This window comes from Kitasatospora terrestris, assembly GCF_039542905.1.
Classification (GTDB): Bacteria; Actinomycetota; Actinomycetes; order Streptomycetales; family Streptomycetaceae; genus Kitasatospora; species Kitasatospora terrestris.
Genome location: NZ_BAABIS010000001.1, coordinates 4,739,019 through 4,758,274 on the forward strand (window position 1 = coordinate 4,739,019; position 19,256 = coordinate 4,758,274).

Here is a 19,256-nt window from a genome sequence, read left to right on the forward strand (position 1 = left end):
TCAACTACCGTCGGTGAGTGGGGTTACGGGCCGGGACGTGCGGGTTGCGGACCAGGGGCGGTAACGGGCGCAGTGGGGGCGCACAGGGGCATTCGTCAGGGCGCGTGGGGAGTGGATCCGTCACCGTGGGTATTCCGATGGTTGTTTGCACAGTCGTCGCCGCCGGTCGGGGCCGGTGGCGTTGGGGAGGCGAAGCCCATGGCCGCGAGACCACTCGTCGCACGAGAGCCCAACGAGCGTCTGCAGCAGCTGATCCAGGAAGCGGGCTGCTCCAACGCGGGCCTCGCCCGCCGGGTCAACCTCTGCGGCGCCGAACACGGCCTCGACCTGCGCTACGACAAGACCTCGGTGGCCCGCTGGCTGCGCGGCCAGCAGCCGCGCGGCCAGGCACCCGCCGTGATCGCCGAGGCGCTCGGCCGCAAGCTCGGCCGGGGCGTCACGGTCGAGGAGATCGGCATGGCCGACGGCAAGAGCCTCAGCTCGGCCGTGGGCCTGCAGTTCGCGCCCAGCCTGGCCGCCGCGCTGGAGCAGATCTGCGAGCTGTGGCGCAGCGACGTCGGCCGCCGGGACTTCCTGGCCGGCGCGACGGTGGCCGCCTCCGCGCTGGTCGAGCCCAGCCGGGACTGGCTGATCACCCCGCCCGACCCGGTGGTGGCCCGCAGCGGCGGCACCCGGGTGGGCCCGGCCGACGTGGCGGCGATCCGCGCCACCACCCAGATGCTGGTCGACCTGGACCACCGGTTCGGCTCCGGCCACGTGCGCCCCGTGGTGGTGCACTACCTCAACAGCGTGGTCTCCGGCTTCCTCGGCGGCTCGTACCGGGAGGAGACCGGCCGTCAACTCTTCGGGGCGGTCGCCCGGCTGACCGAGCTGGCCGGCTACATGGCGGTGGACACCGGCCAGCCCGGCCTCGCCCAGCGCTACTACATCCAGGCCCTGCGCCTCGCCCAGGCCGCCGACGACCGCGGCTACGGCGGCTACGTGCTGGCCGCCTCGATGAGCCACCTGGCGGCCACCCTGGGCAATCCGCGGGAGATCGCCCAACTCGCCCGCGCCGCGCAGGAGGGCGCCCGCTCGGTCGCCACCCCGACGGCGATGGCGATGTTCTACGCGGCCGAGGCGCGCGGCCACGCGCTGCTCGGCGACGCGGTCTCCTGCGAGCTGGTCGCCTCCCGGGCGCTGGAGGCGATGGAGCGGCGCAACCCGGAGGAGGACCCGGACTGGATCGTCCACTTCGACGAGGCCTACCTCGCGGACGAGTTGGCGCACTGCCACCGCGACCTGCAGCAGGGCGAGCAGGCCGAGCGGTACGCCCGCACCGCCCTCGAACTGCACCCCGCGCACCGGGTGCGCCGGCGCGCGGTCGACCTGGTGCTGCTGGCCACCGCGCAGCTGCAGCAGCGCGACCTGGAGCGGGCCTGCGAGACCGGCGCGGAGGCGGTCCGGCTGCTCAGCGGACTGCGTTCCAACCGGGGCGTGGAGTACCTGGACGACTTCCGCAGCAGGCTGGAGCCGTACCGCGGGCACCGGGCGGTGAGGGAGTTCCACGCCCGGATGGACGGGGAGGCCGCCTGAGCGGGCAAACCCGGCGTAGTCACCTGCGGCGGTGAGCAGGTAGCGTGGGGCCGCAGTTGTGGTCCGCCGTCAGCGAGCGTGCGGGACAAGCACAGGTGAGGAATCGCGTTGAGCCAGCGCCGCTCGTATTCGAACTCCGGGGACTTCAACCTGGACGACTTGTTCAGGCCGGAGCCCGGGGACGCCCAGCAGCCCCCCGCGGCCCAGCAGCCGCCCGCGGTGCCGCAGCAGCAGGCGGCACCGCCGGTGGCGGGCCAGGGCGGACCCGAGTACTGGGGCCCGCCGCCGCAGGCCGCCCAGGGCGTCCCGCAGGCTCCGGCGGCGGACCACGCCCCGGAGACCCAGTACCTGCCGCCCTACCCGGCCGCCGACCCGTCGGTGGGCGGTGCCGCGCCCGCGCAGCCGTACCAGCAGCCCGGCCAGACCTTCGGCGGGCAGCAGTCCTTCGACGCGTACGGGCAGCCCGCGCAGCCGTACCAGCAGCCCGGCCAGACCTTCGGCGGGCAGCAGACCTTCGGCGGGCAGCAGTCGTTCGGCACCCCGGCGTACGGGCAGCCGGCCCAGCCCGCGCAGCCGGCGTACGAGCCGTCGTACGGCGCGCCCGCCGCGCCGGGCCGGCCGAACAACCAGAAGCTGATCATCGGCGGTGTGGTGGCCGGTGTGGTCGCGGCCGGCGTGCTGGTCGCGGTGCTGATGAGCGGCGGCGGCGACGAGGGCGGCAAGGGCGCCGCCGCGCCGGTGGCCAAGAGCAGCTCCTCGCAGTCGGCCCAGGCCGGCGGGGACGGCGCGCTGAGCCCGGAGGCGAAGGCCCAGGCGCAGGCGCTGTCCGATCTGCTGGGAACGGCGAGCTCCAGCCGCCAGGCGGTGGTCTCCGCGGTGGCCGCCGCCACCAAGTGCGAGAACCTGCCCGACGCCCAGGCCAAGCTGACCGCGGCCGCCGCGCAGCGCCAGGAGCTGCTGACCAAGCTGGCCGCGCTCAAGGTCGACAAGCTGCCGGACGGCGGCAAGCTGGCCGAGCAGCTGCAGAAGGCCTGGCAGGCCTCGTCCAACGCGGACTCCGAGTACGCGCTGTGGGCGGGCGACTCGGTGGCCGGCGGCTGCGACCCGGCCAAGGCCAAGGACAACCCGCACTACAAGAACGGCAACGACGCCAGCGGCCAGGCGACCACCGCGAAGTCCTCCGCGTCCGAGCTGTGGAACGCGATCGCGGGCAAGGCGGGCCTGCCGACCAAGGACAAGTCGGAGCTCTGACCGGCAGTGCGGCAAGGGGGCGGGGACCGACCGGTCCCCGCCCCCTTGCCGCACTGCCGTGGATCACGCCGGGGCCCTGCCCCCGGTCAGCACCCAGCGGACGTCGATGAAGCCCTTGTGCTGCTCGACCAGCCGCCCGCCCTGCACCTGCTGGAAGGTGACCGAGGTGTTGACCAGGCGCGGCGAGTCGGCGCTCGGCAGCATGTTGGTCATGCCCCAGCCGAGCGGCGGGGTGGCGCCGCCGGTGTCGATCGGGTCGCCGCTGTCCAGCACGGCGCGCAGCGCCTTGGCGGTGAGCTGCCTGCTCCTGTCGGTGCGCTCGGCGGCCTGCCGGAAGACCTCGTAGGCGACCCAGGTGGTCTGCACGCCGGGGTCGGCGACGTCGATGGTGGCGCCGTTGCCGTAGGCGCGGGCGGTGGCGCGCAGGTTGTCCCAGACCGGCGAGGACTCGGCGGGGAACCAGGCGGTGGCGTAGGCGCCGCGCAGCGGGCCGCTGTCGCCGCCGGTGGAGTCGACCACGGACTGCTGGAAGCTGCCGATCACCGAGGCGAGCTGGGTGTTCCTCGGCGCGAGCCGGCGGTACGGGTCGAGCAGGTTGGAGGTGGGCTCGGCGCCGAGCGCGCTGATCACGCAGGTGCCGGGCCGGTCGTCGCCGATCGCCTTCCTGGCGACCGCGGAGTAGTCGTTGGACATCTCCGGAGCCTTGACGTCGGTCAGCTTCACCGAGGTCTGCTTGATCGCCCCGGCGAGGTAGCCGGCCAGGGTGTCGCCGCCCCGGGTGTCGGGCCGGATCAGCGCCAGGCTCTTGCAGCCGGCCTCGACCAGCTGGCGTCCGCTGCCGGCGACCAGTGCGGGCATGCCGCCGGCCACCGGGTAGGAGAGCGGGCTGGTGAACTCCGGGCTGGAGAGGCCGTAGCCGCCCAGGTACGGGATGCCGGCGCTCTCCAGGGTGGACATGAAGTTGGTGCCGAACTGGCTGGCCGAGCCGATCACCGCCGCGACGTGCGCGTCCACGGCCTGCCGGGCGCAGGCGGCGACGCCGTCCGAGGTGTTGTGCTCGTTGCAGGTGAGCACCCGCACCTTGTGGCCGTTGATCCCGCCCTTGGCGTTGAGCTCGCGGCCGATCGCGTCGGCGAGGGCGGTCATGCCCGGCCGGTCCGTGGAGCCGGTGCCGGAGGGCGCCCAGGTCATCACGGTGAGGTCCTGGGCCACGTCGGCGGCGCCGGCCGGGCCTCCGCAGGCGGAGGCGGCGAGGACCGCGGGGAGCAGCGCGGCGACGGCGGCGAGCGCTCTGGCCGGACGGCGGCGGTCACCCCGTCCGGCGCTGCGACGGTGGTCGGACGCTCCGATCCTCGACATGCTGGTCCCCTCCCCGGGAATGGGTGCCCGTGCTCCAGAAGCGCTGCGACTGGCCGGATCAAGCGTTGACCTGTGCGGGCAAGGCGAATGGGAATCCTGGTGAACGGCCGGCCAACGGGGTGGGAACACCGGGGGGTGACGCGTGTAGAAGCCGGACCGTCGGGGGACGTACGATCGACTGCTGTGTCGGACACCATGGATGAAACTCGGTATCGGTCCGCCCGAACCCCTTCTCGAACGGGCCGCGGCTCCAGCACGATGGGCGGCATGCCCCTGACTGACCTGCCCTGGTGGCGCTGGCGGGCCCGGATCCGCTCGGCGCTGCACATGCTGTCCGACCCCGCGTTCCAGCAGGAGGCGTGGCTGGGCGGCCCGGGCGGCTACGGCGACGCCACCGACGCCGTCTACCGCCTGGTCGAGGACACCTGGCTGGACCGCTGGTCGGCCGAGAAGTACGTCGGCACGATCTTCCGCGACTCCGCCGAGGCGGTCGCGGTGGACGCCGTGGTGCTGCGGGTGCTGCGGATCCTGCACGAGGTCGGCGCCGACGCCCCGGCCACCGGGTACCTCGGCCACCGGGACTGGCCGGACGCCGTCCGGTCCGCCCGCGAGGCGCACGTCCGGATGGCCGCCGCCGACGGCGACGACCCGGACCTGCCGCCCGCCCCGCTGGAGGCGCTGCACCTGCTCACCCGGGTGTCCTGACCCCGGGGGAGGGGCCCGCCGGCGCGGGCCGGTCTCGGGGTTCGGGCGGTCGCGCGGGGGGTGTCCGTTCTGTGACAGTCTTGTCCATCCGCGCCAAGACCAAGCCAGAATCGGGGCCCGTACCGTGGAAGAGCCGACCGCCAGCACCCAGTACGTCCTCACGCTGTCCTGCCCGGACAAGCAGGGGATCGTGCACGCGGTCTCCAGCTACCTCTTCATGACGGGCTGCAACATCATCGACAGCCAGCAGTTCGGGGACGCCGGCAGCGGTCTGTTCTTCATGCGGGTGCACTTCTCCGCCGAGGAGCCGGTCACCGCGGACAAGCTGCGGGCCAGCTTCGCGGCGATCGGCGCCTCGTTCCGGATGGACTGGCAGATCCACGCGAGCACCGACCGGATGCGGGTGCTGCTGATGGTCTCCCGGTTCGGCCACTGCCTGAACGACCTGCTCTTCCGCACCCGGATCGGCGCGCTGCCGATCGAGGTGGCCGGCGTGGTCTCCAACCACACCGACTTCCGGGCGCTCACCGAGTCGTACGGGATCCCGTTCCACCACCTTCCGGTCACCCGGGAGACCAAGCCGCAGGCGGAGCGGCAGCTGCTCGACCTGGTCGCCGAGGAGCGGGTGGACCTGGTGGTGCTGGCCCGGTACATGCAGGTGCTCTCGGACGACCTGTGCAAGGAGCTGTCCGGCCGGGTGATCAACATCCACCACTCCTTCCTGCCGAGCTTCAAGGGCGCCAAGCCGTACCACCAGGCGCACGCCCGCGGCGTGAAGCTGATCGGCGCCACCGCGCACTACGTCACCGCCGACCTGGACGAGGGCCCGATCATCGAGCAGGAGGTCGCCCGGGTCACCCACGACGTGACCCCGGACCAGCTGGTCGCGCTCGGCCGGGACGTGGAGTGCCAGGCGCTGGCCCGCGCGGTCAAGTGGCACAGCGAGCACCGGGTGCTGCTGAACGGCTCCCGCACGGTGGTCTTCGCCTAGCGTCCGCCCGGCGTCCGCCCGGCGCGGCCCGCGCCTGGCCCGCGCCCGGCCCGCGCCCGGCCCAGGCCAGGGCGCTCGGTGCTGTTCGAGCGCCGCTGGACATACGTAGCAAGGGTGGTTCGCTCGTGGCGACCCCTTGCGCACCGCCCCGTGGCGGTACCTTCGTCGTACTCGGGCAGGGCTCCACCGACCGGTCGTGCGAAGCCCGGCAGGGTGAGCGGGACAGTATGCACCGAGCTGTCCCCCGATCGCTGGAATATGCCCGAAGCGCTTGCTGCGTCCTCCCCGCCGAATCATTCTGAGGCGTATTCGTGTCGATGCGAAGGGCGGACCGAGCAGGCGTCCCAGCGGTGCGCGGCCGGCCGGCCGGCGTGGTCACGCGGGCCGAATACCGAGTGCGGGTGGTGGAGCGGTGCAGGTACTTCAGGTACAGCTGGCGGTCCAGGCGGACCCGGCCGAGGTCGGTCGCGCACGGAAGTGGGTCCGGGCCCGGCTCGCGGGCAACGGCCTCGACCCGGACGCGTCGGTCGCCGAGACCCTGGTGCTGGTGGTCTCGGAGCTGGTGACCAACGCGGTGGTGCACACCGGTTCGCCCGCGGTGCTGAGGCTCACCCTGCCGGTGGTCGCCGACGCGGTCGCCTCGACGGTCCGGGTGGAGGTCGCCGACAGCAGCCACGCCGCCCCCGCCCCGCGCCGGGCCGGCTGCGACGAGGACGCCACCAACGGCCGCGGCCTGGAGCTGGTGGAGCTGCTGTGCGACCGCTGGGGCTGGTACCCGGACGGTTCCGGCAAGCGGGTCTGGTGCGAGATCGACCCGGTCGCGAGCATCCACGTCGAACGGCAGGAGCCGGTCGCCTCCGTGCTGTGATCCGCACCCCGGTGTGCGCCGGGCGCGTGCCCTCCACGCCCTCCGCGCCGGGGCCGTGCCCCCGCGAACCCGGAACTGGCGGGAAACCTTCCGAATTTCGGACTACCCATTGACGTGACGTATCCGACTGATCACTCTTGGGTGCAGCTCTCCGTCGCGAGGGGACGCCGAGGGACACCGAGCGGTGCCGACACACAGGGGGTCGTTGGCTGCCCGCCGGCCGGTTCCTCGGCGAGTGCGGAGCGCAGGCGCCCCGGCTTCAGGGCCCGCGGGCGCCCCGCCGGATGGCGGTCCGCCGTACCGTGCTCGGGGTGCGTGCGGAGGGCCGCCGTCCGGCCGGTCCGGGATCCGGGCGGGCCGGTTCCGCATCGTGACCCAAAACCACTGGAAAACCCCAGTGGTCTACACCAAAACTGAGTCCGTGACCGTACCCGAACTCCAGCACGCCGCCCCCGCCGCGCCTGCCGACGGACGACTCCCACCGGCGATCTGGTCCCGCAACTTCCGGCTCTACTTCACCGCCCGCTCCGCCGGCCTGCTGAGCGACGCGATGCTGCCGGTCGCCGTCTCGGTCGGCCTGCTGGCGGCCGGCCACCCGCTCTCCACCGTTGGCTACGCGATGGCCTGCGTGCTCGGCCCGTTCGCCGGCCTGGTGCTGGTCGGCGGCGTCCTGGCGGACCGCTTCACCGCCCGCCGCCTGATGATCCTCGCCGACCTGGTCAACCTGGTCACCCGGGTGCTGCTCGCGGTGCTGTTCTTCCGCGGCGTGGACCAGCTCTGGCAGCTCTACGCCCTGCTCGTGGTGGCCGGCACCGCCGCCGCGATGTTCCAGCCCGGCGCCGCCTCCACCGTCCCGCTGGTCGCCCGGGACGTGCAGGGCGCCAACGGCGTGCTGCGGATCTCCGAGGCCGCCACCACCCTGCTCGGCCCGGCCGTCGCCGGACTGCTGGCCGGCGCGGCCACCGGCTGGGTGATGGTGATCGCCGCCGTCACCTACGGCATCAGCGCGCTCTGCCTGTTCCTGCTGCGGCTCGGACCGGTGCCCGCCCCGCCGGCGGGCGACAGCCTGTGGCGCAACCTGGTGGTCGGCTGGCACGAGTTCCGCTCCCGCAGCTGGATGTGGGGCGTGATCGTGATCTGGATGTTCTTCACCGTCCTCTCCTGGGGGCCGCTGATGCCGCTCGCCGCCGGCCTGGTGGTGCCCGGACACGGCGCGACCGCGTACGGACTGCTCAACTGCGCGTTCGGCGCGGGCACCGTGGTCGGCGGACTGATCGCGATCCGGGTCAAGCCCGCCAGGCCGCTGGCCGGCGGGGCGCTCGCCCTGCTGGCCTTCCCCGCCCAGCAGTTCGCGCTCGCCCTCGACCTGCCGGTGGCCGCGCTGGCCGGCGCCGCGCTGCTCTCCGGAGTCGGCATCACCTTCTGGGGCGTCATGTGGGCCACCAGCGTGCAGACCCAGGTGCCCGGCGAGGTGCTCAACCGGGTGCACGCCTACGAGGTGGCCGGCTCGGTCTGCATGTTCCCGCTCGGCGCCGCCCTGGCCGGCCCGGCCGCCGAGGCGTTCAGCCCGCGCGAGGTGCTGGCCGGCGGGGGAGCGGTGACCCTGCTGGTGGCCGCCGCGCTGCTGCTGGCCGCCCCGATCCGACGGCTGCGCCGGGTGCCGGACGACGCGGCCGCACTGTCCGCATCCTGACGGTCCCTGGCAGCAAAACCCCTCGCGGCGGGCGGCCCGGATCCCCGAGACTCGGCGGGTGAACGACGTCACCACCCGGCAGCCGCCCGCGCCCGCCCCCACCCGGTCGTCCCGCCCGCACTACGCCTGGGTCGTCTTCGGTGTCTCGCTGGTGGTGCTGGTCGGCTCGGCCGGCTTCCGCTCCACCCCCGGCCTGATGATGGACGCGCTCTCCGGCGAGTTCGGCTGGTCGCACGCCACCGTCTCCAGCGCCGTCTCGGTCAACCTCACCCTGTACGGCCTGACCGCGCCGTTCGCCGCCGCCCTGATGGACCGCTTCGGCGTCCGGCTGGTGGTGGTCTGCGCCCTGCTCACCATCGCCACCGGCGCCGGACTCACCATCCTGATGACACAGCCGTGGCAGCTGGTCCTCTGCTGGGGCGTGCTGGTCGGCCTCGGCAGCGGCTCGATGGCCGGCGCCTTCGCCACCACCGTCTCCGGCCGCTGGTTCAAGGCCCGCCAGGGCCTGGTGACCGGCGTGCTCACCGCGGCCGGCGCGGCCGGGAACCTGGTCTTCCTGCCGGTGCTCGCCGCCCTCGTCGAGAACCACGGCTGGCGCGCCGCCGTGGTCACCGTCTCCGTCGCGGCCAGCGCCGTCGCCGTCCCGGTCCTGCTGCTGATGCGCGAACGCCCCGCCGACCTCGGCCTGCTCCCGTACGGCGCCACCGAACCGCCGCCCGCCCCGCCCGCCGCCGGCAGCGCCCTGGCCCGCTCGCTGCGCGTCCTCAAGGACGCCGCCGGCACCCGCCCGTTCTGGCTGCTGGCCGGCTCCTTCGCGATCTGCGGCGCCACCACCGCCGGCCTGGTCGGCACCCACTTCGTCCCGGCCGCCCACGACCACGGCATGCCCAACACCACCAGCGCGAGCCTGCTCGCCCTGGTCGGCGTCTTCGACGTGGTCGGCACCATCGCCAGCGGCTGGTTCACCGACCGCTTCGACTCCACCCGGCTGCTGGTCGCCTACTACGGGCTGCGCGGCGTCTCGCTGCTCCTGCTGCCGCAGCTGTTCGGCGACTCGCTCCGCCCGCCGATCCTGGCCTTCGTCATCTTCTACGGCCTGGACTGGGTGGCCACCGTCCCGCCCACCGTCGCGCTCTGCCGCCGGTACTTCGGCGAGGACGCCCCGATCGTCTTCGGCTGGGTGCTCGCCTGCCACCAGATCGGCGCCGCCGCCGTCGCGGGCCTGGCGGGCCTCGCCCGCGACCGCTTCGGCGACTACGACGCCACCTGGTACGCGGCCGGCGGGCTGTGCGCCGTCGCCGTCCTGCTCTGCCTCGCCCTGCGCCGGCGGTCGGGCGCCACCGGCGCCGCCGGCGCGGCCGCGTAGGCTGACCGATCATGACCCTGCGCTTCACCCTGGACCCCGAGCTCACCCCCGAGCTGCGCGCCGAGATCGTCACCCTGTGGGCCGACGTCAGCAACGCGGGCGGCGCCGTCGGCTTCGTCCCCCCGGTCACCGAGGACGAGGTCTGGGTCACCGCCGAGAAGCAGTTCGCCGGGCTCGGGCCCGGGCAGCCCGACCGGCTGCTGATCGGGGTCGAGCCGGAGTCCGGGCGGGTCGCCGCCCTGGTCTTCTTCGAGTCGATGCGCTTCAACCTCATGGACCACTGGCGGATGCTCAAGCGCGTCATGGTCCACCCCGGCTTCCAGGGCCGCGGCTACGGCGCCGAGCTGCTCGCCGAGGCCGAGCGGGTCGCCCGCGGCTGGGGCCTGGCCGGCCTGCGGCTCACCCTGCGCGGCGGGCACGGCCTGGAGAAGTTCTACGGCCGCTCCGGCTACACCGAGGTCGGCCGGGTGCCCGGCGCGATCCGGGTCGCCCCGGGCGACGAGCGCGACGACGTCACCATGTGGCTGGACCTCCGCGACTGACCCGGGGGCAGGACGTGCTTCACTGGGAGGCCCGTGTCCCCCGGACCGCGTCGTCGTACCCCCGGCAGCAAAGGACCTCCTCCCGTGAGCAGCAAGAAGCACGCCACGCTCCGCTACACCTCCCTGCGGGCCAGCATCTTCCTGGGCTGCCTGCTGATGTTCCTGGTGCTCGGCCACTTCGGCGTCATCCCGGTGGTCGGCTCCACCGGCGTGGTCTTCCTGGTCCTGCTGGCCGGCCTGGTCTCCGCGCCGATCAGCTACGTGGTGCTGGCCAAGCAGCGCGACGCGATGTCCGAGCAGATCGCGGGCCGGGTGGAGACCATGCGCTCCCGGACCTCCGCCCGGATCGCCGCGCAGAACGCCGAGGAGGACGCCGCCGACGAGGCCGCCCGGGCCGCCTCCGCCCGGCAGTGACCCCGTCCGGCCCGGGAGCCCCCGGCGGGCCGCCCGCCGCTTCCGGCGGCAAGCGGCCCACCGGACGGGACGTCGCCCGGCTCGCCGGGGTCTCCCAGGCCGCCGTCTCGCTGGTCCTCTCCGGCGGTGACACCGGCCACCGGGTGTCCGACGCCACCCGGCAGCGGATCCGCGAGGCCGCGGACGCCCTCGGCTACCGCCCGCAGGCCGCCGGCCGCCAGCTCCGGCTCGGCCGCAGCGGCATGGTCCTGCTCGCCGTCCCCAACCTGCTCGGCCCGTTCTTCGGCCGCGTCCTCACCGGCGTCCACGCCGAGGCCGGACCGCTGGGCCTGGCCGTCGTGGTCAGCAGCGGCTGGGACGCCGCCACGCTCGCCGACGCCGCCGCCACCGGCCGCTTCGACGGCCTGCTGATCTGCTCCCCGGACGACGGCCAGCTCGGCGGGCTGCCCGCCGACACCCCCGCCGTCCTGCTCGACGCCGACCCGGCCCGCCACCCCGACCGGCCCACCGTCGAGCTCGACATGGCCGGCGGCGTGCGCGCCGCCGTCGGCCACCTCGCCGCCCTCGGCCACCGCCGGATCGGCCACCTGCGCTCCACCCTCTCCGCGCACACCTTCCGGGTCCGGCACGCCGCCTTCGAGTCCGCCGCCGCCGGGCTGGAGGTGCTGGAGGTCGGCGTCCCGCTGAACGAGGGCGCGTCCGCCGGCGTCGCCGCCGGCCGCGCGCTGCTCGGCCGGCCCGACCGGCCGCACGCCGTGCTCTGCGACGACGACGTGCTCGCCTCCGGCCTCTACCGGGCAGCCGCCGAACTCGGCCTGCGGATCCCCGAGGACCTCTCCGTCGCCGGCATCGACAACATCCCGGTCGCCGAGCTCCTCGCCCCGCCGCTGACCACCGTCGACCTCCCCGGCGAAGCCCTCGGCCGGGCGGGCGTCACCGCCCTCGCCACCCTGCTGCGCGGCACCCCGCCGCCGGCCGTGCCGCCGCTGGAGACCCGGCTGATCGTCAGGGGATCGACCGCGCCGGCCGGATGAGGGGCCGCCGCACCGGCGGTCGCCCCCCGGTCAGTGGGCCCGGACGGCCTCGGCCGGACGCGCCGCGGGCGCGGCGGGGTGCGCCGCCGGGCGCGGCGCGAGGTACCGGCGGGTGGCCAGCAGGAGCAGGCCGCCGAGGGTGATGCCGCCGACGGAGCACAGGGCGACCGCGGTCAGCGAGGTGTCGACCAGGGTGCCGGAGACGGCGTAGCCCGCCGCGTTGCCGGTGGCGAAGAGGGTGACCAGCCAGGCGAAGGCCTCGGTGACGGTACCGGCGGGGGCGAGTTCGGCGACCAGGACGAAGGCGGCCGCGAGCAGCGGGGCCAGCCCGATGCCGGAGAGGAAGGCGAGGGCGGCCATCGGCCCGGGGCCGGGGAGCAGGACCAGGGGCAGGTAGCTGACGGCCATGCCGAGCGCCAGCACCCAGGTCCGGGTCGCGGTGGTCGCCCGCCACCGGGCCGCGCCGTACAGCAGGGCACCGAGCAGCCCGGCCAGCGCGGCGAGCGCGAGCAGGGTGCCGGCCCCGCCGGGCAGGCCGCCGGGGTGCCGCTCGGCGTACGCGATGAAGAGGACGTTCTGCGCGCCGACCGTCCAGCCGGCCCCGGCGAGGCCGATCAGCAGCAGCACCAGTCCGGGCGAGCGGAGCGGGCCGAGCAACCCGGCGGAGGCGGCGCGCTGCGGGGCCCGCCAGCCGCGCGCGGGTGCGGAGGTGGCGACCACGAGCGAGCCGAGGACGCCGAGCGCGGCGGCCGTCCACAGGGCTGTGGACGGGGAGGACCAGGCGGCGATGCCGGCCACGGCGAGCGGTCCGGCGACGTACAGCACCTGCTGCGAGGCGGAGTCGAAGGCGTACGCGGTGTCCAGCCGGCTCTCCTCCACCACGTCGGGCCACAGGGCGCGCAGGCAGGGTTCGAGCGGCGGCATGAACAGGCCGGCGAGCGCGGCGCCCAGCGGCGCGGCGAGCGCGGAACCGGGGGCGACGGCGAGCAGCGCGTACCCGAGGGCGGCGACCACGGCGGAGCCGAGCAGGACGCGCGGCTGCCCGGTGCGGTCGACGATCCGGCCGAGGACCGGCCCGCCGGCGGCGGCGGCGACGGCGTACGCGGCGGTGGCCAGGCCGATCCGGCTGTACGGGGTGCCGGCCTCGCGCAGCGCGAGGGCTATCACCAGCGCGGTCATGCCGGCGGGGAGGCGGCCGAGCAGGGTGCCCAGGAGGAGCCGGGTGACGTGCGGGGCGCGGAGCAGGGCGGCGTAGCCCATGGGTCGTCGTCCTCCGGTGGGCGGGCAGGAAGGCCGGATCGTCCGGATCGTCCCCCAAGTTATACGTATAACCGGACGAGCGTCAAAGCTCACCTAAAACTTCTACTTTGAACATCTCAAAGGTTTGTTGCTAGTCTCTCGGCCATGACCACCGCAGGCACCGCGCTCCAGCGCCGGACGGGCACCCCGCCCACCGGCCGCTGCGCGTGCCCGTGCGGTGCTGTGGACTGTCGCTGTACGCGGGCGGCACGCCTCTCCTGACGCCCCGGCACCTCTGCTGCCGGATGGGCGTCCGCGTGTCGCCGTCCCCCCCATCTCCCCCCGCCTGTCCCTCCCCACCCGGAGTCGCACCTCCATGTCCACAGCACGCACCACCCCCGCCTTCCTCGCGAAGGTCCGGAAGACCCCGTTCTGGGTGCAGATCGTCGGCGGCCTCGTCCTCGGCCTGCTGCTCGGCTGGATCGCCCGCGCCGGGGACGTCTCCTGGCTGACCACCACCCTGGACACCATCGGCAAGACCTTCGTCCAGCTGCTCAAGCTGGCCGTGCCGCCGCTGGTCTTCACCGCGATCGTGGTGAGCGTCGCCAACCTGCGGAACGTCACCAACGCGGCCCGCCTCGCCGCCCGCACCCTGTTCTGGTTCCTGGCCACCTCGCTGATCGCGGTCGCGATCGGCCTCGGCCTCGGCCTGCTCACCGACCCCGGCAAGGGCGCGAACCTCTCCACCCAGGGCCTCAAGGCCCCGGAGAAGGCGGGCACCTGGGTCGACTTCCTGACCGGCATCATCCCGACCAACATCGCGGACGCCTTCCTCAAGGTGAACGTCCTGCAGATCGTCTTCCTCGCGGTCGTGGTCGGCGCCGCCATCCTCAAGATCGGCGAGAAGGCCGCCCCCGCGCTGAAGCTCGGCGAGGCCGTCCTCGAACTCACCCAGACCGCCCTGTGGTGGGTCATCCGGCTCGCCCCGCTCGGCACCCTCGGCCTGATCGGCAAGTCCGTCGCGGTCTACGGCTGGGACCTGCTCGAGCCCTTCGCCACCCTCACCGCCGACGTCTACATCGGCTGCGCACTGGTCCTGTTCGGCGTCTACTCGGTGCTGCTGCGCCTGGTCGGCGGCGTCAACCCGCTGAACTTCTTCAAGGGCGCCTGGCCCGCCATCCAGCTGGCCTTCGTCTCCCGCTCCTCGGTCGGCACCCTGCCGGTCACCCGCCGCGTCACCGAGCGCCTCGGCGTCCCGAGCGAGTACGCGTCCTTCGCCGTGCCGTTCGGCGCCACCACCAAGATGGACGGCTGCGCCGCGATCTACCCCGCGCTGGCGTCGATCTTCGTCGCCCAGGTGTACGGCATCCAGCTCGGCATCGGCGACTACCTGCTGATCGCCTTCGTCTCGGTGATCGGCTCCGCCGCCACCGCCGGCCTCACCGGCGCGATCGTGATGCTGACCCTGACCCTCTCCACCCTCGGCCTGCCGCTGGAGGGCGTGGGCCTGCTGCTCGCCATCGACCCGATCCTGGACATGATCCGCACCGCGACCAACGTGGCCGGCCAGGTGGTCGTCCCGATCCTGGTCTCGGCCCGGGAGAAGACCCTCGACCTGGCCGCCTACGACAACCCCACCGGTGACCTGCTGGCCGCGGACCGCCCGACCGCGATCCCGGCCCAGACCACCACGGAGCCGGCCGCCGTCTGACCGCCCGCCACCCGCCGCGGCCCGTCCCCCACCCGGGGGCGGGCCGTCGCCGTACCCGGCCGGCTCAGCCGCCGGACGGGGCGAGCGCCGCCCGCGCCGCCTGGCAGCGCCGGTCCCGCCAGGCCTTGGCGCCCTGGGGGTCGTCGGTGATCACCACGTCCGCCCCGGCGGCGGCGAGCTGGGTCCAGCCCCGGGTGTCGTCCACCGTCCAGGCGTAGACCAGGCGTCCGCGCCCGTGTTCGGTGTCCACCCGTCCCTTGCCCGCCATCGGGGCCTCCAGGGAGAGCGCCCGCAGCGGGAGGGTGCCCGGATCCTCGGCGTACCAGCTGCTCTGCAGCAGGGTGGTCGGCATCTCGGGGGCGGCGGCGTGGGCGATCCGCAGGGCCGGGGCGTAGAAGGAGTACAGCTCGACGTCCACGCCGCTGGTCGACGCCATCCGGGCGATCCTGGCGGCGTCCTGCGGGTTGCGGAGTTCCTTGATCTCCATCAGCAGCCGGGCGTGGCGGCCCTTCAGCCACTCCAGCAGGTCGGCGAGCCGCGGTATCGGCTGGGCGTTCCGGCCGTCCTTGGTCCGCAGCCTGGAGACCTGCTCGTAGGTGAGGTCCTGGACCTGGCCGGTGCCGTTGGTGGTCCGGTCGACCGTCAGGTCGTGCAGCAGGACCGGAACGCCGTCCCGGGTGACCCGGACGTCGGTCTCCAGCCAGTCGGCGCCCTCGGAGAGCGCGGCCGCGTACGAGGCGATGCTGTTCTCGGGTGCGTGCCGCGGCGAGCCGCGGTGGCCGGCGATGAGCGGGGTGAAGCAGGCCTGCGGCGTGGTCGCGGAGGTGGTCACCGTCCGGTCCGCCGGCGCGTCCGCCCGGTACTGCCCCAGGGCGAGCGAGCCGCCGGCGATGCTGAGGACGGCGACGGCCGCCAGGGCGGCGCGAGTCGCCGCGGTGCGGGTGCGATTCCCGCCGATGGCCGCTGGCATGCCGAACGAACTCCCCCGTGTGTTGCCGTGTCCCTGATCGGGACGCCCCCTCCGGTCGGATGGTTCCACATCGAGGTGACGGGCAGACAGGCAGGGGGCCCGGCACGGACGAACCGTGCCGGGCCCCCTTGGGACTGCTCTCGTACGGACCCGTCGGGGGCCGTGAGCGATCAGAACATCAGAGGACTGTCAGACGGGGGTGACGTTCTCCGCCTGCGGACCCTTCGGGCCCTGGGTGACGTCGAAGCTGACCGCCTGGTTCTCCTCCAGCGAGCGGAAGCCGCTAGCGTTGATGGCGGAGTAGTGGACGAAGACGTCGGGGCCGCCGCCCTCCTGGGCGATGAAGCCGAAGCCCTTCTCAGCGTTGAACCACTTGACGGTTCCCTGAGCCATGCCGTTCTCCTTGCGAGGGACGTATGGGAGGCCACACCGTGTGACCATCCGTCCGCTGCGCTGATCGCCCTGCCTCCGGCCTTGACCGGAGTTTTCTACTGAAAAATTACAAAAAGCCCGCGGTTACATGCTCCGCAGGCTCCAAGTACTGCAAGGGGAATCAAACTGCAACTGGTTGGAACCGTAGCACGCGGGGGCTGCCCCTACCAGGGGTGAACGCAGGTGCGAGACGGTGTGTCGGGCACCTGTTGCAAGGCCTGGAGTAAGCCGGGCATACCCTGCCAGGAGAGCTGATACGGCAAAGGGAGCACACGGTGATCAGGCCACGGGTGGGACATATTCAGTTCCTCAACTGTCTGCCTCTCTACTGGGGCCTCGCCCGGACCGGCAACCTGCTGGATCTGGACCTCACCAAGGACACTCCGGAGAAGCTCAGCGACCAGTTGGTCAACGGTCTGCTCGACATCGGTCCGATCACCTGTGTGGAGTACCTGCGGCATGCCCGGGAACTGGTCGTGCTGCCCGACATCGCGGTGGGCAGCGACGGGCCGGTGATGTCCTGCGTGATCGTCAGCAAGGTCCCGCTCGGCGAGCTGGACGGCCGGCGGGTCGCGCTCGGCTCCACCAGCCGGACCTCGGTGCGGCTCGCCCGGCTGCTGCTGGAGGAGCGGGAGGGCGTCCGGCCGGAGTACTTCTCCTGCCCGCCCGACCTGGACGCGATGCTCGCCGAGGCGGACGCGGCGGTGCTGATCGGCGACCCGGCGCTGCGCGCCTCGCTGGAGCAGGCGCCCCGGCAGGGGCTGGCGGTGCACGACCTCGGCGCGATGTGGAAGGAGTGGACCGGGCTGCCGTTCGTCTTCGCGGTCTGGGCCGCCCGCCGCGAGTACGCGGAGCGCCACCCGGAGATGACGGCGGCGGTGCACCGGGCGTTCCTCGAGTCGCGCGACCTGTCGCTGGCGGAGGCCGGGAAGGTCGCCGAGCAGGCGGCACGCTGGGAGGAGTTCGACGCGCCGGTGCTCCAGACGTACTTCAGCGAGGCGCTGGACTTCTCGCTCGGCGAGCGGCAGCTGGCCGGCCTCACCGAGTTCGCCCGCCGGGTGGCTCACGACAGCGGCTTCCCGGCCGACGTCGACGTGCGGCTGCTGCAGTCGGCGCCCCTGATCGGGCAGGTGTAGGAGGGGCGTAGGCTGGCCCGGTCGACCAGACAGTGCACAGAAAGAAGGCCGCCAGGTGTCCGAGCAGACCCCGTCCGCCGCTGAGCTGCAGGCCGTCCTCGACCGCGCGGCGGCCGGTGGCCGGATCACGCCGGAGGAGGCGCTGGAGCTGTACCGCTCCGCGCCGCTGCACGCGCTCGGCTCGGCTGCCGACGCGGTGCGGCGCCGCCGCTACGCCGGTGTCGAGCACATCGCGACGTACATCATCGAGCGGAACATCAACTACACCAACGTCTGCGTGACGGCGTGCAAGTTCTGCGCCTTCTACGTCCCGCCGAAGAGCGACAAGGGCTGGTCGCGGGAGCTGGACGAGATCCTGCGCCGCTGCGCGGAGACGGTGGAGCTGGGCGGCACCCAGATCATGTTCCAGGGCGGCCACCACCCGGACTACGGCGTGGAGTACTACGAGAAGAACTTCGCGGCGATCAAGGCGGAGTTCCCCGAGCTGGTGATCCACTCGCTGGGCGCGTCCGAGGTCGACCACATGGCGCGGATCTCCGGCGTCTCGGTCGAGGAGGCGATCACCCGGATCCACCGGGCCGGCCTGGACTCGTTCGCCGGTGCCGGCGCCGAGCTGCTGCCGGAGCGCCCGCGCAAGGCGATCGCCCCGCTGAAGGAGTCCGGCGAGCGCTGGCTGGAGATCATGGAGACCGCCCACGGCCTGGGCGTGGAGTCGACCTCCACCATGCTGATGGGCACCGGCGAGACCAACGCGGAGCGGATCGAGCACCTGCGGATGATCCGCGACGTGCAGGACCGCACCGGCGGCTTCCGGGCGTTCATCCCCTACACCTACCAGCCGCAGAACAACCACCTGAAGGGCTCGACCCAGGCCACGGTCTTCGAGTACCTGCGGATGATCGCCATCGCCCGGCTGTTCCTGGACAACGTGGCGCACATCCAGGGCTCCTGGCTCACCACCGGCAAGGAGGCGGGCCAGCTGTCGCTGCACTACGGCGCGGACGACCTCGGCTCGGTGATGCTGGAGGAGAACGTGGTCTCGGCGGCCGGTGCCAAGCACCGCTCCAACCTGACCGAGCTGATCCACCTGATCCGCACCGCCGGCCGCGTCCCGGCCCAGCGCTCCACCACCTACCAGCACCTGCGGGTGCTGGACGACCCGGCGAACGACCCGGTCGACCCGCGGGTGGCCTCGCACATCGCCTCCACCGCGATCGAGGGCGGCACCGCGCACCCCGAGCTGAAGATCCTGTCCACGAACTGATGCTGACGCTGCACCGGGCCCGGCTCGTCCTGCCCGATCCCGCCGCCGCCCCGTCGATCACCGACGGGGCGGTGCTGGTGGACGGCGCGGTGGTGGCCGCGGTCGGCCCGTACGCGCCGGTGGCCGGGGCCCGGGTGCGCGAGTGGGACGGGCTGCTGGTGCCCGGGCTGCGCAATCCGGCCGGGCACTGGCTGCTGGAGGTCGCGTACCACCCGGACCCGCGGGAGGAGCTGGGCGCCGAGCCGCTGTCGGCGGACGTCCCGGAGGAGCAGCGCGGGCCGAGCGCCCGGCGCGGGCTGCAGCGGATGCTGGGGTTCGGGACGACGGCGGTGGCCGGGCCGTTCGAACGGGCGGCGGTGCGCACCGCGGTGGCCCGCTCGGGCCTGGCGGCCCTGCCGGGGGACGGCCGCGAGGGCGGGCTGGACCCGCTGGCGGGCGGCGGGCGGCTCGCCGAGCTGGTGCACCGGCCGCTGGCGGTCGGCGGCCCGGCGGACTTCGCGGTGTTCGACGCGGCCTCCGTCGCGGAGCTGGAGGAGCGCGGGGCGGGCCGCTGCCTGGCGACGGTGCTCGGCGGACGGCTGCTGTACCGGCGGCGGTGACGGGCCGTGAGGAGCGATCCGGCCGCCGTGGCCTGATCTCGCGTCCGCCGTGTGACGGTCGTACGGAGCCGCCGGACCCGGCCGTGACCTGAGGGGCCGCCAGCGGC

General features: G+C 73.8%; 18 protein-coding genes. 14 read left to right on the forward strand and 4 right to left on the reverse strand.

Annotation, left to right across the window (positions count from 1 at the left end):
- Positions 1-198 precede the first annotated feature (198 nt).
- Together ABEB06_RS21945 and ABEB06_RS21950 are read left to right on the forward strand one after the other, a co-directional pair.
- The gene (locus ABEB06_RS21945; protein ID WP_345698582.1) at positions 199-1,575 is read left to right on the forward strand and encodes an NsdA family TPR-like regulatory protein; all 1,377 of its coding nucleotides are present in this window, start codon (positions 199-201) and stop codon (positions 1,573-1,575) included.
- Positions 1,576-1,734: 159 nt separating this feature from the next.
- Positions 1,735-2,826: a hypothetical protein gene (locus tag ABEB06_RS21950; protein WP_345698583.1), complete on the forward strand. Its 1,092-nt coding sequence runs from the start codon at positions 1,735-1,737 to the stop codon at positions 2,824-2,826.
- Positions 2,827-2,889: 63 nt separating this feature from the next.
- Here the strand turns inward: ABEB06_RS21950 and ABEB06_RS21955 are convergent, their stop codons facing one another.
- Positions 2,890-4,185, reverse strand: coding sequence for an ABC transporter substrate-binding protein (locus ABEB06_RS21955; protein WP_345698584.1), 1,296 nt, complete (start codon positions 4,183-4,185; stop codon positions 2,890-2,892).
- Positions 4,186-4,380: 195 nt separating this feature from the next.
- Here ABEB06_RS21955 and ABEB06_RS21960 point away from each other — a divergent pair, with 195 nt between their 5' ends.
- The 8 genes from ABEB06_RS21960 to ABEB06_RS21995 all read left to right on the forward strand — a co-directional run bounded on the left by ABEB06_RS21960 (position 4,381) and on the right by ABEB06_RS21995 (position 11,798).
- A complete protein-coding gene (locus tag ABEB06_RS21960; protein ID WP_345701938.1) occupies positions 4,381-4,890 on the forward strand; it encodes an SCO4402 family protein in 510 nt (169 codons plus the stop codon).
- Positions 4,891-5,014: 124 nt separating this feature from the next.
- Positions 5,015-5,881, forward strand: coding sequence for a formyltetrahydrofolate deformylase (gene purU / locus ABEB06_RS21965; RefSeq protein WP_345698585.1), 867 nt, complete (start codon positions 5,015-5,017; stop codon positions 5,879-5,881).
- Between the two features lie 412 nt (positions 5,882-6,293).
- Positions 6,294-6,749 (forward strand): ATP-binding protein, encoded by a 456-nt coding sequence (locus ABEB06_RS21970; protein ID WP_345698586.1) that lies wholly within the window; start codon positions 6,294-6,296, stop codon positions 6,747-6,749.
- A gap of 421 nt (positions 6,750-7,170) precedes the next feature.
- Positions 7,171-8,442, forward strand: coding sequence for an MFS transporter (locus ABEB06_RS21975; RefSeq protein ID WP_345698587.1), 1,272 nt, complete (start codon positions 7,171-7,173; stop codon positions 8,440-8,442).
- A 58-nt stretch (positions 8,443-8,500) separates the two neighbouring features.
- Positions 8,501-9,808 carry an MFS transporter gene (locus ABEB06_RS21980; protein ID WP_345698588.1) on the forward strand — a complete coding sequence of 436 codons (1,308 nt, stop codon included), beginning with the start codon at positions 8,501-8,503 and terminating at the stop codon, positions 9,806-9,808.
- Positions 9,809-9,819: 11 nt separating this feature from the next.
- The gene (locus tag ABEB06_RS21985; protein WP_345698589.1) at positions 9,820-10,350 is read left to right on the forward strand and encodes a GNAT family N-acetyltransferase; all 531 of its coding nucleotides are present in this window, start codon (positions 9,820-9,822) and stop codon (positions 10,348-10,350) included.
- An 84-nt stretch (positions 10,351-10,434) separates the two neighbouring features.
- Positions 10,435-10,764, forward strand: a complete 330-nt coding sequence (locus tag ABEB06_RS21990) for a DUF4229 domain-containing protein (RefSeq protein WP_345698590.1) — start codon at positions 10,435-10,437, stop codon at positions 10,762-10,764.
- Complete coding sequence (locus ABEB06_RS21995; RefSeq protein ID WP_345698591.1) at positions 10,761-11,798, forward strand: LacI family DNA-binding transcriptional regulator; 1,038 nt, start codon at positions 10,761-10,763, stop codon at positions 11,796-11,798. Before ABEB06_RS21990 ends, ABEB06_RS21995 begins: the two co-directional genes overlap by 4 nt.
- A gap of 30 nt (positions 11,799-11,828) precedes the next feature.
- Here ABEB06_RS21995 and ABEB06_RS22000 read toward each other — a convergent pair whose 3' ends face one another.
- Positions 11,829-13,058: an MFS transporter gene (locus ABEB06_RS22000; protein ID WP_345698592.1), complete on the reverse strand. Its 1,230-nt coding sequence runs from the start codon at positions 13,056-13,058 to the stop codon at positions 11,829-11,831.
- A gap of 355 nt (positions 13,059-13,413) precedes the next feature.
- Between ABEB06_RS22000 and ABEB06_RS22005 the strand changes: the two genes are divergently transcribed.
- Complete coding sequence (locus tag ABEB06_RS22005) at positions 13,414-14,748, forward strand: dicarboxylate/amino acid:cation symporter (RefSeq protein ID WP_345698593.1); 1,335 nt, start codon at positions 13,414-13,416, stop codon at positions 14,746-14,748.
- 64 nt (positions 14,749-14,812) lie between these two features.
- On the opposite strand, the gene ABEB06_RS22010 is transcribed toward ABEB06_RS22005, so the two are convergent.
- Positions 14,813-15,718, reverse strand: coding sequence for a glycerophosphodiester phosphodiesterase (locus tag ABEB06_RS22010; protein ID WP_345698594.1), 906 nt, complete (start codon positions 15,716-15,718; stop codon positions 14,813-14,815).
- A gap of 189 nt (positions 15,719-15,907) precedes the next feature.
- Positions 15,908-16,111 carry a cold-shock protein gene (locus tag ABEB06_RS22015; RefSeq protein WP_345698595.1) on the reverse strand — a complete coding sequence of 68 codons (204 nt, stop codon included), beginning with the start codon at positions 16,109-16,111 and terminating at the stop codon, positions 15,908-15,910.
- A 293-nt stretch (positions 16,112-16,404) separates the two neighbouring features.
- Between ABEB06_RS22015 and ABEB06_RS22020 the strand changes: the two genes are divergently transcribed.
- From ABEB06_RS22020 to ABEB06_RS22030, 3 genes are read left to right on the forward strand one after another with little or no spacing between them, the layout of a single operon-like run.
- A complete protein-coding gene (locus ABEB06_RS22020) occupies positions 16,405-17,286 on the forward strand; it encodes a menaquinone biosynthetic enzyme MqnA/MqnD family protein (protein ID WP_345701939.1) in 882 nt (293 codons plus the stop codon).
- Between the two features lie 55 nt (positions 17,287-17,341).
- On the forward strand, positions 17,342-18,550 hold the full coding sequence (gene mqnC, locus ABEB06_RS22025) for a cyclic dehypoxanthinyl futalosine synthase (protein WP_345698596.1): 1,209 nt from the start codon (positions 17,342-17,344) through the stop codon (positions 18,548-18,550).
- Positions 18,550-19,149, forward strand: a complete 600-nt coding sequence (locus tag ABEB06_RS22030) for a hypothetical protein (RefSeq protein WP_345698597.1) — start codon at positions 18,550-18,552, stop codon at positions 19,147-19,149. Before mqnC ends, ABEB06_RS22030 begins: the two co-directional genes overlap by 1 nt.
- Positions 19,150-19,256: the final 107 nt, after the last annotated feature.

Coding starts and splice junctions, on each gene's coding strand:
- ABEB06_RS21945 (WP_345698582.1), top strand. CDS start 199: ATGGCCGCGAGACCACTCGTCGCACGAGAGCCCAACGAGCGTCTGCAG.
- ABEB06_RS21955 (WP_345698584.1), bottom strand. CDS start 4,185: ATGTCGAGGATCGGAGCGTCCGACCACCGTCGCAGCGCCGGACGGGGT.
- ABEB06_RS21960 (WP_345701938.1), top strand. CDS start 4,381: ATGGATGAAACTCGGTATCGGTCCGCCCGAACCCCTTCTCGAACGGGC.
- ABEB06_RS21985 (WP_345698589.1), top strand. CDS start 9,820: ATGACCCTGCGCTTCACCCTGGACCCCGAGCTCACCCCCGAGCTGCGC.
- ABEB06_RS22000 (WP_345698592.1), bottom strand. CDS start 13,058: ATGGGCTACGCCGCCCTGCTCCGCGCCCCGCACGTCACCCGGCTCCTC.
- ABEB06_RS22005 (WP_345698593.1), top strand. CDS start 13,414: ATGTCCACAGCACGCACCACCCCCGCCTTCCTCGCGAAGGTCCGGAAG.
- ABEB06_RS22010 (WP_345698594.1), bottom strand. CDS start 15,718: ATGCCAGCGGCCATCGGCGGGAATCGCACCCGCACCGCGGCGACTCGC.
- ABEB06_RS22015 (WP_345698595.1), bottom strand. CDS start 16,111: ATGGCTCAGGGAACCGTCAAGTGGTTCAACGCTGAGAAGGGCTTCGGC.
- ABEB06_RS22030 (WP_345698597.1), top strand. CDS start 18,550: ATGCTGACGCTGCACCGGGCCCGGCTCGTCCTGCCCGATCCCGCCGCC.